This window comes from Sorangium sp. So ce296 (assembly GCF_051529605.1).
In the GTDB taxonomy this organism is placed as follows: Bacteria; Myxococcota_A; Polyangia; order Polyangiales; family Polyangiaceae; genus Sorangium; species Sorangium cellulosum_D.
Genome location: NZ_CP150325.1, coordinates 12327502 through 12341956, shown reverse-complemented (window position 1 = coordinate 12341956; position 14455 = coordinate 12327502). Strand labels below are relative to the sequence as shown.

General features: G+C 74.1%; 10 protein-coding genes. 2 read left to right on the top strand and 8 right to left on the bottom strand.

Annotated elements, in window-relative coordinates:
* Positions 1-8: 8 nt before the first annotated feature.
* Positions 9-1022 (bottom strand): OmpA family protein, encoded by a 1014-nt coding sequence (locus WME98_RS45565; protein WP_437947879.1) that lies wholly within the window; start codon positions 1020-1022, stop codon positions 9-11.
* Positions 1023-1255: 233 nt separating this feature from the next.
* Entirely contained in the window at positions 1256-2302 is a 1047-nt protein-coding gene (locus WME98_RS45560) for an RNA polymerase sigma factor (RefSeq protein ID WP_437947877.1), read from the bottom strand.
* 331 nt (positions 2303-2633) lie between these two features.
* On the opposite strand from WME98_RS45560, the gene WME98_RS45555 reads away from it, so the two are divergent.
* Positions 2634-3059 (top strand): EVE domain-containing protein, encoded by a 426-nt coding sequence (locus tag WME98_RS45555; protein ID WP_437321042.1) that lies wholly within the window; start codon positions 2634-2636, stop codon positions 3057-3059.
* A 32-nt stretch (positions 3060-3091) separates the two neighbouring features.
* Entirely contained in the window at positions 3092-3862 is a 771-nt protein-coding gene (locus tag WME98_RS45550) for a hypothetical protein (RefSeq protein WP_437947875.1), read from the top strand.
* A 554-nt stretch (positions 3863-4416) separates the two neighbouring features.
* On the opposite strand, the gene WME98_RS45545 is transcribed toward WME98_RS45550, so the two are convergent.
* From WME98_RS45545 to WME98_RS45520, 6 genes are read right to left on the bottom strand one after another with little or no spacing between them, the layout of a single operon-like run.
* Positions 4417-5916 (bottom strand): DUF6519 domain-containing protein, encoded by a 1500-nt coding sequence (locus tag WME98_RS45545; protein WP_437947874.1) that lies wholly within the window; start codon positions 5914-5916, stop codon positions 4417-4419.
* A 21-nt stretch (positions 5917-5937) separates the two neighbouring features.
* Complete coding sequence (locus WME98_RS45540) at positions 5938-8094, bottom strand: hypothetical protein (protein ID WP_437947872.1); 2157 nt, start codon at positions 8092-8094, stop codon at positions 5938-5940.
* On the bottom strand, positions 8091-11108 hold the full coding sequence (locus WME98_RS45535) for a baseplate J/gp47 family protein (RefSeq protein WP_437947870.1): 3018 nt from the start codon (positions 11106-11108) through the stop codon (positions 8091-8093). The genes WME98_RS45540 and WME98_RS45535 overlap by 4 nt, the downstream gene beginning before the upstream one ends.
* Positions 11105-13753 (bottom strand): putative baseplate assembly protein, encoded by a 2649-nt coding sequence (locus WME98_RS45530; protein ID WP_437947868.1) that lies wholly within the window; start codon positions 13751-13753, stop codon positions 11105-11107. Before WME98_RS45530 ends, WME98_RS45535 begins: the two co-directional genes overlap by 4 nt.
* Positions 13750-14112, bottom strand: a complete 363-nt coding sequence (locus tag WME98_RS45525) for a GPW/gp25 family protein (RefSeq protein WP_437338767.1) — start codon at positions 14110-14112, stop codon at positions 13750-13752. Before WME98_RS45525 ends, WME98_RS45530 begins: the two co-directional genes overlap by 4 nt.
* Positions 14113-14454 carry a hypothetical protein gene (locus WME98_RS45520; protein ID WP_437947866.1) on the bottom strand — a complete coding sequence of 114 codons (342 nt, stop codon included), beginning with the start codon at positions 14452-14454 and terminating at the stop codon, positions 14113-14115.
* Position 14455: the final 1 nt, after the last annotated feature.

Here is a 14455-nt window from a genome sequence, read left to right as displayed (position 1 = left end):
CCTCGCGCCTACTTCACGCTGGCGGGCTTCGTCTCGGCCGGCTTCTGATCGGCGGGCTTCGCCGCGGCGGGCTTCGTGTCCGCGGCCTGCGCGGGCTGCGCGCCGGCGGCGGGCTGTGCCGCGGCGGGCTGGGCGGCGGGCTGCGCCGCAGCGGGCTTCGCGTCCGCCGGCTTCGCCGCGGCGGGCTGCGCGGCGGCGGGCTTCGCGTCGGAGGCCTTCGGGGCCGCGGCCGCGGCGCCCTTCGGCGCGGTGGCGGGCACGCCGGCCGGCTTGAGGCCCTTGGTGACGGCCGCGGCGCACGCGAGCTCGACGCCCGTGTCCTTGCCCTCGAACCGCATGATCTTGATCTCGACCCGGCGGTTCTTCTCCTTCGCCTCCTCGGTCTCGCCCGCGTCGGACGCGCAGTGCGCCCCGTAGCCGGCGGCCCGCAGCCGGTTCTTCTCGACGCCGAGCGCGGTCAGCGCCTTCACCACGGCGTCGGCGCGCTTCTTCGTGAGCGTCACGGTGGCGGCGTCGTTGCCGACCTTCTCGGAGTAGGCCGCGACCTCGACGAACTGGATCTGCGGATGGTCCTTGAAGATCTGGGCGATGTTGGCGAGGAGCTCCTGCGAGGCGGGCTCGATATCGGCCTTGCCGGCGGCGAAGGCGATCTTCGCGTTGAGCTTCACCTCATTGTTGGCGAGCTCGACCGGGGGGACGTCGGGACAACCGTCATCGTCCTTGTAATTGTTCTTGACCTCGGCCTCGTTCGGGCACTTGTCGGCCTCGGCCACGAAGCCGTCACCGTCCGGGTCGGTGGATTTACATCCGTCCTTGGCGTCCGGCGGCAGGCCGTCCTCTTTCTCGGCGACGCACTTGTCGGTGCCGTCGTCGAGCACGCCGTCCGCGTCCGCGTCCGGCGGCGGGGCCGGCGGGGCCGGCGGCGGGGTCGGCTGCGCCGGCGGGGCCGGCGGCTGCGCCTGCATCTGGGGCTCTTTCGCGCAGCCGGCGTTCGCGGCGAGCAGCGATACTGCGAATGCCATTCCAAGCCATCTCGTGGTTCGCATCTCCTGGGCTCCTCTCCTTGGCGTCCTTGATTGCGCCGAGCGCCAGCGTGTTTAGACGACTGCGCCGGAAACTGCGAGATTTAAACGCACGGCGAGGCGCTCGTCTCCCCCTCGGCGGCGCGTCGGACCCGCTCCGGAGACGACAGCACCGCTGGGGAGCCATCGAGATCGACTCCCCGGGCGCGACGTGGCTCGCCGGGCGGGCGGAGCTAGCGTTTCTCGGGCGGGAAATCCATTTTTTCGAATGCACCACTGCTCTTCAGGTCAGGCGCCTGTGGCTTCTTCGACTTGAGCAGCGGCCTCACAGGCGCCGACAAGGTGGGCGTCGGGGCGACGTCCTGGCGGGGCGGGGGCGCGGGGCGAACGTCGGTCTCGTCCCGCGCTTTCGATTTCTTGACGGGCAGCTGCTCCTGGATCGGCCGCGGCGCCGGCGGCTTGTCCGTCGGCGCGCGGAGCCCGTCGAGCGCGCGCTCGCGCGCCGCCGCGACGTCGGGCGCGGCGCCGCCTCGCGGATCGAGCCGGTCCGCCTCGTCGAGCTGGTCGAGGCACCGGCGCCACGCCGCCTCGTCGCAGGCGCGCAGCGCCTCGGCCCTCAGGGAGCGCGCGCGCTCCAGCGGGTCGAGCCGCTCGAGCGGCGGCGGCGCCTCGACGGGCGGGGCGCTCGGCGGCGGCTCGGGCAGCGGCGCGACCTCGGGCAGGTCCCTCGTCGATCGCAGGAGCCGGACGATCACGATCGCGAGGATCGCCAGGGCCGCGGCCGCGGCGAGCTCCGCGAGCCAGCGCTCCCGCATCCACCGCCGCATCCGCGACACGCGCTGCCGCACCCGGGCGGCGGGCACCTGCTCCTCGGCGGCGATGCTCTCGAGCTTCTCTCCCTCGCCTTCGCGGGCCATCCACGAGAGCGTCTGCCGCCCGTCGCGGTTCGCCGCGGCCTGCTCTTCGGCCCAGCGCGCCAGCTCGCGCGCCTCGACGGGCGGCGGACCGACCGGCAGGTCGGGCAGCTCGGTCGCGGTCTCCCGGAACGAGCGCCGGTGGTGGTCGGCCACCTTGTGGCGCGCGATCCCGAGCAGCCATCGCCGGAGCTCCGTCGGGTCGGCCGGCCGCGCGGGCGAGGCGAGCGCCTCGCAGAGGACGGTCTGCACCACGTCGTCGACCGCGCCGCTCGGCACCCGCCGTCGCACGAACTCCTCGAGGGCGCGGCGGATCCCTGGCTCGGCCAGGGGGTTCGTCGCGGGGGGGCTGGGCTCGGTGGTCATCGTCGTGCTCATCGCCCCTGCATCGCGCGGCGGCCGCGGAGTGTGACGCGCCCGCTCGAGAATACGGCACACGTCGCTCGGGCGTCACACGCCGTCGCGCGGCGCGCGGTGCCGACCGTCGGGCATGGTCCACCGGCCCCCTGCCGCTCGACGGCGACGAGGTTGACGAGGGCGCGGCCCGGCGGGACCTCGCCGGACGGCGCCAAGATCGTGATCACCGACGGAACGGTGGGGTGCTAGGGTACCCGGTCACATCGACGGGCTGTCCGTCGAAGATGGGGGCGCGGCGGCCCGACCGCCGCCGCCCTCATGCCCGCCCGGGAGATCGTGCATGTCTCGCCGTTACTGGCTGATGAAGAGCGAGCCTCAAAAATATTCGTTCGCGCAGCTCCTACGCGACGGCCAGACGATGTGGGACGGCGTCCGGAACTTCGAGGCCCGCAACAACATGCGGGCCATGAAGCCGGGGGATCTCGTGCTCTTCTATCACTCGAACGAGGGCAAGGCGGTCGCGGGCGTGGCGCGCGTCAAGCGCGAGGCGTACCCGGATCCGACCGCCGAGGCGGAGGAGGACTGGAGCGTGGTGGACATCGAGCCGGTCGCCCCGCTCAAGGTGCAGGTGACCCTTGACACGATCCGCGGCGACGAGTCGCTGGTCGAGATCGCGCTCTTGAAGAAGTCCCGGCTGAGCGTGGTCCCCGTCTCGAAGGAGCACTTCGACCGGGTGCTGAAGCTGGGCAAGACCAAGATCGCTTGACGCGGGCACCCGGGGTAACGACTAATCCCGGCGTGAACCTCCGCCCTGGAGCCCGAGCCCTCGCCCTCCTCCTCCTCTCCAGCGCCGCGTGCGGCGGCCCGCCCACGCCGTCCCCGGTCGAGGGCGAGCCGATCTGCCCCGACTTCGAGGTCGGGGCGACGCGCGCGCCGATGCGCGGCAGCCTTCGCTTCCCGGTCGCGCTGACGGTGCGCGACGGCAAGGACCCGATCACGCGCGCGACGCTCACCGGGCGCCGGTCGAAGGACGATCCGGTGAGCCGCATCCTGCTCGCCGACGAGGACGCCGAGTACGAGCTCGAGTGGGCGCAGTGCGAGAACGAGCGCGCGCCGAGGGCGCGCACGCTGTCGCGCGAGACGAAGCACGCCGCCGAGTACGCGTGCGGCAACGCGACGGTGTACAAGACCGACAAGCTCGTCACCCGGAAGGGCGACGCCGCGTCGCGCACGGTCCACTTCGCGGCCCCGCCGAAGCCGGAGTGCTGGGAGAGCGAGCTCCCGGCGGCGCCCGCTCCCTCGCCCGACGCGGGCGCCGAGCCGGCGCCGGCCGACGCGTCCGCCGCCGAGCCGGCGGCCGCCGACGGGGGCGCGGTCGACGCAGGCGCGGCCAGCGGGGGCGCGGTCGACGCAGGCGCGGCCAGCGGGGGCGCGGTCGACGCCGGCGCGCGCGGCGCAGGCGCCACGCCGGCGGACGCCGGCGCGCCGCGCGACGGGGGCGCGGGCGGCGCGCCGAAGCCCCCGAGCGCCGGGGCCGGGGACGCCGGCACGCCCGCGCAGGGCAGCTAGCCTCGACCTGGGCGCTTCTTGCCGGCCGGGTGGCGCGGAACGGCCTGGATTGGAAGGCGGCGCGCACTTTCGCACGGGTCGCCGGAGGCGCTGCGACCCGCCGAAACCCGGCGGATGCACGGGTAATCCTCCCAAATAAGGGCCGACGCACAAAGCGATCAGAGAGGGTACGTCACCGCGTGCCTACTCCGCTGTCCCGAGCGCCTCGCTCAATCCTTTCGTCTCTTCTGGGGGGCCCTCCTCAATCCAGTATTGACGTCCTCACTGATGAAGTGGGCGGCGCGGAGCCCCTCGGGCACCAAGGGCACGCCCTCGGCCGTGACAAAGCGGAATCTGTCCGTCGACTCGCGCCGGAACACGAGGCGCGCCCACTGCGCCTCGTTGGCTGTCGGGCACCACCAGCCATGGATTACGCGGAAGTCGGTCCCGCGACCCAGGCGGAGCAGGCGCCTTGGTCTTCATGCCCGTCGCCCGCGAGGAGGCGCCCGATGACGAGAATCGTCGAGCCGGCGGTTCAGGGAAGTACCGTCACGTCCGCGCCCGCCGGCGCGCCGTCAGGTGGGCGGCACCTGCGCCAGCGCAGCAAAGCGCTTTCGCACGTCCACCACATTGGATATCCGCTGCCCGGCTCCCAGCGTCACGAAGGCCAGCGGCGCGTGGTGCAGGACGACGCCATGAGGCGGACGGAAGCTCGCCTCCCGCGCGCCCTGCCCGCTCGGGGAAGCCTCCGTCGGCCAGAGCACGTCGCCCGTCGCCGTGCGCGCCGGGATCAGCCAGAAGTCCCCCGCGCGGAGGACGCGCAGGCCCTTGTCCCTCTCGGGCCTCTCGAAGCGCACCTGCACGCCGTCCTCCAGCGGAATCCACGTCCCGAGCTGTGACAGCGTCACGGGGAGCGCGCCCGCCTCGTGCGCCTGCGCGCCGCTCGCGCCGTGATCCCAGCGGCGGAGATACGGGTGCAGGGAACGGACGCAGATCTTGGCGATCTTCGAGCCGATCACGGTCACGGTCACGTCCCGCGTCTCGGGATCGATCGCCGTCACGCGACCGAGCGCGCCCGCCTGGCGCAGGTCGTCCTGCCCCTGCTCGTGGACCGCGACGCCGCCGCGCGTCACGCCGTCGTGCACGAACTCCACGATGTCGCCCGGCGTGAGCCCGAAGCGCGCGTCCCGCCCCAGGTGAGCCACCTTCACCGTGACCGAGATCTCCTTTCCCTCCTCGACGCGATCGGGCCCGCTGTACGACTCGATGGGAAACACCACCGAGCCATTGTCGCGCGACCACTTGAACGTAAAGAGGGTCTGATCGTCCAAGGGCTCTTCGCCGGCGAAGGCGGCCTGCGACACCCCGCGGTGGATCTCCAGGCGATAGAGCTGGTTCTCGTGACCGCGATAGCGCGCCCCGGGCGCCAGCTTGCACGGGTCGCTCGAGGCGTCCTCCGCAAAGGCCCGGGCCGCGAGCCGCAGGCTGCGCCGCGACCGGAGGTGATCGCGCACGAGCTCCTCGGCTCGCTCCGAGCGGTTCACGTCGTCACTGGTGCCGTCATCGCGCTCCAGCCGGAGCAGGTTGACCCGCCACACGACCTCCGCGCGCGTCGCCGTGTCAGGCCCGAGCAGCGCGATCTCCCGGATCGCCGGATCCTCGACGGCGTTCACGTGGCGCTCCCAGACCTCGAGATAGGCGAGGAAGCTGGCGCCGTTCTGCCCCGGGCTGATGCCGGTCTCCACCCGCCGCCAGTCCGGCAGCACGATCCGTATCCCGTCCACATAATAGGTGCCCTGGCTGACGAAGAAGTCGATATCTGCCTTGTCCGTGTTCGGGTTCACGCGGCTCGCCTCCACGCCGTCCGGCAGCTCCGCCGCGATCTGGAAGCCCAGGTCGCCCGCGGGGCCCCCGTGCTGTCCGATGATGTCCTTCAGCGCGAGCCGCAGCGCGCGCGTGTGGATCGCCCACTGCTCGTTCCAGTCGGCGTCGAGCTGGACGCGGCCCTGCTGCATCAGGACGCCGCTGTAGCTCCGATCGGGATCGTCACTGCTTCGCGTAAAGTCGCCTTCCATCTCGCTCACCCCGTTGGCTGATCACGTCACAAAGAAGATCCCGGCCTCGGTACCCGCGGGCACGTACTCCGAGAGCCGCGCCGCGAGCGCGTCCTCCCGCTGGGGGAGGTAAAGATCGTGGAGCGCGCCCATCTCGCCCTCGTCGTCGGCGCCGCGCGCGATCTCCCGCGCGACGTCCCGCCAGAGCTGCACGTACGCCGGATCGCCGTAGCTCCGGCTCGTCCACACCGGCCTCACGCGCTGCGCCGCGAGCCGCCGCTCCGCCTCGCCCTTGACCGCCTCGAGCGCCAGATCGGGCTGGCAGTGGTAGCGCCGCGGCGTGCGCGACCCCTCGGGCACGTAGCAGAAGCGCATGCAGCCCGGCTGCCGCCGCGCGACCTGCACCTCGCCCGAGAAGATCGAGTTCTCCGCCAGCGCGATCGCGTGCGCCATCACCCGGCCGAGCACCGTCGTCGTCCGCACCGTGAGCGCCGCGCGCGCGATCCTCCCCTCGCCGTCGCTCACCGCCTCGTCGCCGTCGTGCCCCGCGTCGACGACGCTCCCCACGATCTCCACGCGCGCCGGCTCCACGGACGCGGCCTCGCCGTGGCTCGAGACGATCACCGGCCCGAGGATCGACCGCTCGATCCGCACGTCCCCCGCCACGCCGTCGAGCACGAGGCTCGCCCCCGGCCCCCCCTCCCGCGGCTCCTCCGAGCGCCCCGCCGGCAGGAGCGTGGTGTGCCGGATCACCACCTGCTCGAGCGGGCCGCGCACGTCGACGCCGCGGCCGGCCACGAGGAGCCCGTCGAGCACGAAGCGGCTGCCGCGCTCGCCCCGCACGTGCATCGAGTCGGCGCGGTCCGCCTCCTCGTCGAGCAGGCGGATCACGGGGCGGGACCGGTCCGCCGCGCGCAGGACCAGCGTCTCGCCCGCGGGCAGCTCGATCGTCACGCGCCCGGTCTGCGCCCCGCGCGTCGCCACCTCGATGATCGACCGCGGCGGGATCGCCGGATCGTCGCGCCGCTTCGCCGTGTCCGCGCGCCACCTCGAGAGCGCGTCGCGGAGCGTCGCGCACTGCCCCGGGCCTTCCCCCACGACGTAGCACCGGTGCGCCTCCGCCGGGCCGATCAGGTCGCGGTCGTACTCCCCGCCGCCGATCGCCGCGCTGAAGCCGTAATGAAAGCTCACGCGCGCCTTGCGCACCTCGCCTGCCACCTTGAAGCGGCCGAGCTCCGGGTCGACCAGCACCGCGTCGGCGGGGACGCGGTACCGCCAGTCGGTCAGGTCCGCGGCGACGATCCGCGCCGCGGGCACCGGGGCGAGGCCCTGGCCGTCGCGATCGAGCCAGATGCACAGGCTCCGGTGCTCGCCGTAGTACCGCGCCTTGTCCCGCTCCAGCATGCCGCGCGTGAGCGGCGCCGGGACGTGCCACGGCTCGGAGAGCGTGTGCGCGTCGGGCTCGGCCTCGGGGCGCACGAAGAGCGGCGTGTCGTCGCCGAGCACGTTGAACGAGAAGCACCCGAGGCCGCCCCGCCCGATGTTCTCGTGCAGGTACGCCTGGCAGCGCGTCACCGGCCACGCCCGCAGGCGCCACACGAACACGCCCACGCTCGGGATGTTGTGCCGCCCGCGGCCGCGCGCCGACGTCGGGCGGCGGATGTCCGCCGTGTGCGCCGCCGCCCCGAACGCGCCGCCCAGGGCCTCGAGCGCGGCGCCGTCGCGGAGATCGATCGTGCGCCCGCGCTCCAGGCGCTGGTGGCGGATCGGCTGCGTGTACGAGAGCTGCCGGTAGAGCTCCACCGCGTGCGCCGGCCACCCCGCGACCATGCGCGCGAGCTCCTCGAGCAGCGGCAGCGTGCCCTTGCGGCGGCGCTGCGCGAGGGTGCGGGCGATGTCGCTGCGCGGGGCGAGCGTGCGGCGGAGGAGCATGCCCTCGGCGCCCTGGACCTCGCCCGGCTCGCCCGCGCTCGCCACGGCCCGGAAGCCCACGAGATCGCCGAGGTACGGCACCACCCAGTCGTCGCAGGTCTCGATGAACCAGTTGTCGTAGAGCCGATCGAGATCCCGCTCGATCACGGAGGCCTGCTCCTCGATCACCCGCAGCAGCGTGCGCAGGGGGTGGCCCCGCTGCGCGTCGCGGAAGCGGTAGACGTAGGGCAGCAGCGCGTAGAGCCGGTCGTTCACGGGGGCGGTCATGGCGTCACCTCCTGGAGGCTCACCGCGTCGGGGAGCGAGCGCGCGAAGTAGAGGACCTGGTCGCGGGCCGCGGCGAAGCTCCACACCGGCCCGCCGCGCGCCTCCTTGAGGCGGGTGACGAGCCCCCAGAAGCGCCTGACGAGGTTCGGATCGATCGCGCGCGCCGCGCCGCCGGCGGACGGCGCCGGCGGCGCGATCTCCTCGCTGTACATCGGCCCGAACACGTCGATGTCGACCGAGCGCACCCCGGCCACCGACTGCATCACGTCCATGACCCGCGAGCGCCACGCGGGCTCCCCGATCGACCGGGCGGCCCAGCCCTGACGCGCGTACAGGGCCTCGCGCAGCGCGGGCTCCACGCGCGACCACGTGTACCGCGGATCGAGCCCCACCCTGGCCTGCAGCGCGAGCGGTACGCCCTGCGCGACCTTCAGGTGGAGGCGCGTCGACGGATCGCCGTACCGGCGGAACGCCTCGCGCAGGTTCACGAACAGATCCGACGTCTCGTCGATGGGGACGTCCTCGTCGCCCGCGATGACGACGGTGACCGTCGCGCCGCCGTGCGGATCGGCGCCGAGCCAGGCGCTCGCCTTGTCGACGCCGGCGGAGTTGAGCGCGAAATCCGCGTGATCCTGCACCGAGACGAGGCGATCGATCGCGCGCGCGGCGATGGGGATGCGCTCGCGGATCTCGTCGCGCCCGTCGGGGTCGGCGCCCCCCGAGGCGCGGAGGGGGTTCTTCACGTCCTGCACGCCCATCGGCCGGGTCACGAGCGTCGTGATGAGCCCCGCGCCGACGTTGCCGGCCGCCCCGAGCCCCGCGCGGTACCGCGCGGTGAGGTTCTCGACCCCCGTCGGGAAGCGGGCCCCCCGGTGACCGTCGCCGCCCATCACCTCGTCGCGACCCTCGCCGGTCGTGCGCGTCACCACCACCTCGTCGCGCGGCCCGAGCCCCGTGGGCGACCGCGCCTCCGGCCAGAGCACGCCGCTCGCGCGCACCTCCAGCGTGCTGGCCACGCCCGACGGCGTCGGCGCCGACACCCACGTGCGCGGCGGCTGCCGCAGCTCGAAGCGCTGGCTCGGCACGGAGGCGTCGCCGCTGCCGAGCACCTCGTCGCGCGTCTCGCCGTGCGTGGCGCGGGCGACGTTGCCCCGGACCACCACCGACGCGCGCGCGTACGCGGACGAGAGGGGCTCGACGAGGTGGATGCGCGTGAACGGCGCTGTCGGGACGGGGGCGCCGTCGTCCCCTGTCGCGTCCTCGGTCGTCCTCGTCTCCGCGTACGCGACGCGCGCGAGCTCCGCCGAGGCGACCCCCGAGGCCCCCTGCACGGCGCGCTCCCCCTCGACGATCAGCCAGCGCCCCGCCTCGAGCCCGTCGATGATCCCCTCGACGTCGATGAAGCTGCCGGATACGTCGGCCTGGATCGGCTCGCCCACGAGGGCGATCGGCTCGCTCTGCACGTACACGAGCGCGCTCCGGATCGCGGCGATCTTGTTCCTGGTCTCTCCCTCGACAGGCGCCCACCACGGGGCCCCGAGCTCCAGGCGGGTCGTCTTGCCAGACAGCCCGTACGCGTAGCGCGACCGCACGGACACGCCGTCGACCCGGATCAGCTTCGTGCGGAAGTCGGCGTCGGTCGGGCCGAAGATCGAGCGCACCACGACGTGGTCTCCCGCCCGGATCGTGGGGAAATCGCCGTCGAGGAACATCACGTCGCCGTCGACGTCCTCGTCGGCCGCGGCCTCCCACTCGTCGTACGTCGTCGTCACGGGGACACCGCTGTCCTCGCTCGTCGTCACGGTCATCCGCAGCGGGGCGTTGTGGCCGAAGACCTGCGCGGTCGCGCGGAGCACGTAGGCGCCGGGCTGCTCGGGCGCCGGGGCGCCGCGCAACGCCGCCGCCAGGCTGTCGCGGAGCGCTGGGCTGTCATACGCCAGCAGGCTGAGCAGACCCGGGCGGCTCCGGAGGTACGCCACCGCCCGGCGCCACCGCTGCTCCGGCTCGCCCTCCCGGTCCGGCTCGCCGTCCCCCTCCGGCTCGCCGTCCCGGTCCGGCTCGCTGAAGAGGTGGGCGGAGTCGCCCCCGATGAAGCGCTCCTCCAGGCTGCGCGTCGGCGGCGCCGCCACCGTCGCCCGCGCCGGCTTCATGGCCGTGGTGACCGCACCGAGGTTGAAGGGGGCCGGCGCGTCACTCCAGCTCTCGGGGTAGTTGAGCCCGTCGAACAGCACCATCCGCAGCGTGGTCTGGTCGCGCGCGACGTCCGGACGGCTCGCCGCGACACGATAGATCGAGAGGAGCTCGGATTCGGAAGAGGACTCCTGCAGGACCACGACGTCGCCAGCGTGCACGTTCTGATCGATCCCCTTCAGGAAGATCTCGATCCTGCCGGTAGGCTGCGTCTTGTACGTCTCGCGCCGGATGAACAGCCCCCGCGCCTGCGCCCTCGCCGGGAGCGCGTTCCACTGCGCGCGGGCGATGAGCGGCTCGGTCGTCTCGAACGTCTGCGCGGCCTGCCCGGGCCGCGGCACCGACTGCACCTTCGTCCGCGCGGGCACCTCGCCGTCGAAGCTCTCCTGCACCGTGAACGCGAGGCGCACGCTGGCCGCCACGCCCGGCCGCGGCTCGTAGCCCGTCAACCGGCCGAGCTCCACCACCGACCGCCGCTCCGTCGCGGTGCGCAGGTACCCCTCGTTCGCGATGCGCTCCTGGTAGAACGTCAGCACGTCGGCGACGCAGGCCCAGCCGTCGAGCAGCGCGGTCGCCGCCTCGGGCTCGCCGCCCGGCAGGAACGTCACGTGCGACTCGCCCAGGCACCCGTCGCCCGCGGCGCCCTGGCCGCCGGGTGCGACGTCGGCCGCCGCCCGGAGGGCCGAGAGCCGCGCCAGCATCGCGCTCAGGAACGTCCCGTGCGTGCCGACGCGGTACGACAGCGTCGGCTGTCCGGGCGGGTTCTCGATCGCCTCCGGCCCGCTGGACGGGTCCCCCTCGCAGCAACCGCGGTCGTCGCTCATCGCCCCCCTCGCATCGTGATGTCGAGCACGCCGTCCTCCGGTCGCGCCGGGTCGTTGTCGAGCCGGACGATCTCCAGCGGGCCGACCGCCAGCTCGCCGGCGTCGAGCTCGCCGCGGTCGCCCTCGAACATGCGCGCGAGGCGCGTGACCTGGACGTCGAGCACGCCGGGCACCGCGTGCACCGCGGCGACGAGCGCGCTGAGCGACACCGCCTGCCCGAACGTGAGCCGGTCCGGATCGAAGAACCCGCGCGACGTCGCCGTCCCCACCAGCGCGCCCGCCACCGCCTTGCGGACGTGCGCGCGCAGGTAGCCGGGCTCCACGCACACCGTGAGCGCCACGTCCAGCGGGACGTACCGCGCCCCCGAGACGCGGAGGTCGTGGCCGATGCGCCGGTAGCGCTCGAGGCGGCGCTCCACCGCGCCGCGCAGCGCCGGGGGCGTCTCCTCGGAGCCCAGCGGATCGATGGCGACCAGCGCCTCGTACCAGCTCCCCGTCCACCGGAGGGCGCCCGCGGCGCGATGCAGCGCCGCGTGATCCCGCGCGGCGATCTCCGCGTAGTCGTCGGCCGTCACCGCGCGCTCGCGCCGCGCGCGCAGCCCCTCGGGCGCCAGGAGCCGCACGTCATCGACGGGCTCGGGCGCGGCGCCCCCCGCCGCGGGCAGCGGGTTGCGCACGCGCACGGACACGCCGCTCAGCCCCCCGCGCAGCGACACGTGCGCGATCGCCTCGGCCGCCACGTTGCCCGACGGGCCGCACCCGACGCGGTAGCGCGCGACGAAGCCCATCCCCGGCTCCGGCGCGCGGCCGTTCACGCCGTCGCCGAACCGCACGTGGGCGTAGCCCTCGTCGTCGATCTCGACCGCGATGTGCGCGTCGTCGCCGCTGCTGTCGAGCAGGTCGAAGCGGGCGGTCCAGTCGATCGTCTCCAGCGCCGCGGAGCACGCGACGCACGCGGGCGGCGGCTGCGCGTCGCGGGGGCGCCGCCGGGCGACGCTCCCGCGCGGCTGCTCGGCGCCGCAGGCGGTGCAGCGCGCGCAGCGGAGCTCGTCGCCGCAGGGGGTGGACCAGAGCGAGACCACGGGCAGCGCCTCGCGCGGATCGTGGCGGAGCGCCGCGCTCGCGGGCGGCGGGACGCGGACGACGTTCCCCTGCGCGTCGAGCGCCTCCCACGCCAGGAGCGGCGCGCGGAACGTCACGGGGCGCTCCCGCAACGTCGGTCGGTACGGCCGCGCCCGCGGGCTCGTCAGCGCGGTCCTCCCCGGACCGTCGCACACCGGCGGCGCCTCGTCGACCTCGACGCAGCCGAGGTCCTCCTCGCGAAAGCGGCCGTGGTCGACGAGGATCACGTTGCCCCGCGCGACGCTCACGTCGCGGATCGGCGCGCACCCGCGCGCGGCGTCGAGCGACGACAGACGCAGCGGGAACGGCAGCGCGTCCTCCGCCATCCACTCGACGTCGTAGAGCGCGACCTCCTGCTGCGGGCCCTCCCCGGGCCGCGTGCCGCGCTCCGCCAGCGGGTCGCGCACCTCCGTCACGCGCGCGAGCCGCACCGGGTGGCGGTGCGCGGGATCGGCGTGCTCGGGGAGCCCCGTCGCCGGTCCGACCACCTCCTCGAGGATCAGCACGTCCCCGGGCGCGAGGAGCGGCTGCTCGCTCCGGGGGAGCGCGAGCGTGGCCCGCGTCGCGCCGCGGGGCAGGCAGCACTCCTCCCCGCCCCACGTGTAGAACGAGATGCGCCCGAGCGCCGCGCGCAGCGTGATCTCCGCCCGGTCGGTCACCGGCAGGAAGACCTCGTGGCGCTCGCCCGACGCGGCGATCTTCTCCTCGGTGACCGCCGAGGAGAGCCCGGTCACCTTCGTGTAGAACGCGACGTCCTCGGCCTTCCAGGTCACGTCCTGGTCGACGCACACGGTCACCCACGCGCGGGCGTTCGCCCCCTCGTGCATGCGGTAGTCGACCAGCCGCGCGTGGCGTCGCACGGAGATGCGCTTCCTGGCCGTCTCGAGGTACGCCTCCGTGGCGACCGCGTCCTGCTGGTAGCTCAGGTGATCGCCCGCGTACGCCATGAGCTCGACGAGCGCCACGCCCACGTCGGGCGCGTGCGTCTCGCGCCAGGCGGGCAGCGTGAGCGAGAGGCGGTCGAAGAGGAGCCGCCGGAAGCTCGCGTAGTCCTTCGCGAGGTAGTCGAGCACGGGCCCGCCCCCGCCGGCGGCCGCGCGCGGCGCCCGCGCGCCCTCGCAGTCGATGTCCGCCGGGCAGTCGAGCTTGAAGCTGAAGCTCGCCCGGTCGTACCTCGGATCGACGCCGTCCGGGAGCGAGCGGTCCCGGTCGGCGTCGCGCACGAGGCGCACCGTGTACGTCGACGGGTCGCCCTCGGCGTCGAGCTGCAGCGCCACCGCGGGGTCGGCCTCGTCGCCCCGGACGCGCGCGAGGCTGACCACCCGGATGCCCGTCACGCGCCGCCCGCCCTCGACGACGAACGACCGCGCGGTGATCCCCTGCGGCAGCGGGCCGAGCAGGTGCACGGTCAGCGTCGGCGCGGGCGCGCGCGCGTAGTCCACGTAATCGATGCCCGTGAGGCGCGGCGCCTTCCGGACGCGCGCCCGGCGGTCGCTCGATCGGCAGCGGAGCGCGTCGCTCATGGCCCGACGCTCCAGGTGAAGGTCTCGGCCCTGCGCTCGCCGGTCCTGCGGCGCGCGTAGCTCACGGTGACCCGCAGCGCGCCGTCGTCGGCGGTGACCTCGACGGCCTGCGGCTCGATGATGTCGCCGAGCCAGCGGAGGATCGACGCCTGCACGGTGAACTGCACGCCCGCCGCGAGCTCGAGGCTGTTCGGCTCGAACACCTGGCGCAACAGCCCGCAGCCGAAATCGGGGCGGTTCACGCGCTCGCCGGGGCTCGTGAGCAGGAGCTGCTCGAGCATGTCGCGCACGTGGTCGTCGTCGTCGGTGGTCGCCGCGGCGCCGCGCGGATCGAACCGGAACGGGTGATCGATGTTCATCTACTTCCCCCTCGCGCGCGTCTGCGTCACCGCCGTGCAGAGGCCCTGCGCGATCTGCTCGGCGCTCTTGCAGAGGCCCTGGCTCGATTGCAGCAGCGCGAACGAGCCGTTCACCTTCACCCGGGTCGCGGGCCTGCTCCACTGGATCGTCACGCACGGCTGGGGCTTGGTCGTCGCCCCCGCGGGCACCTGGAACGGACAGCCCGCGATCTGCCACCCATCGACCGCCGTTGCGACGGCCATGCCGCTCACCTTCACGCGCGTGTTGGTCGACGCGTCGCTCGCCTTCGCGAGGTGAGGGCAGGTCACCTGGGCGCTGACGTGCAGGAGGGGATTGCCCATG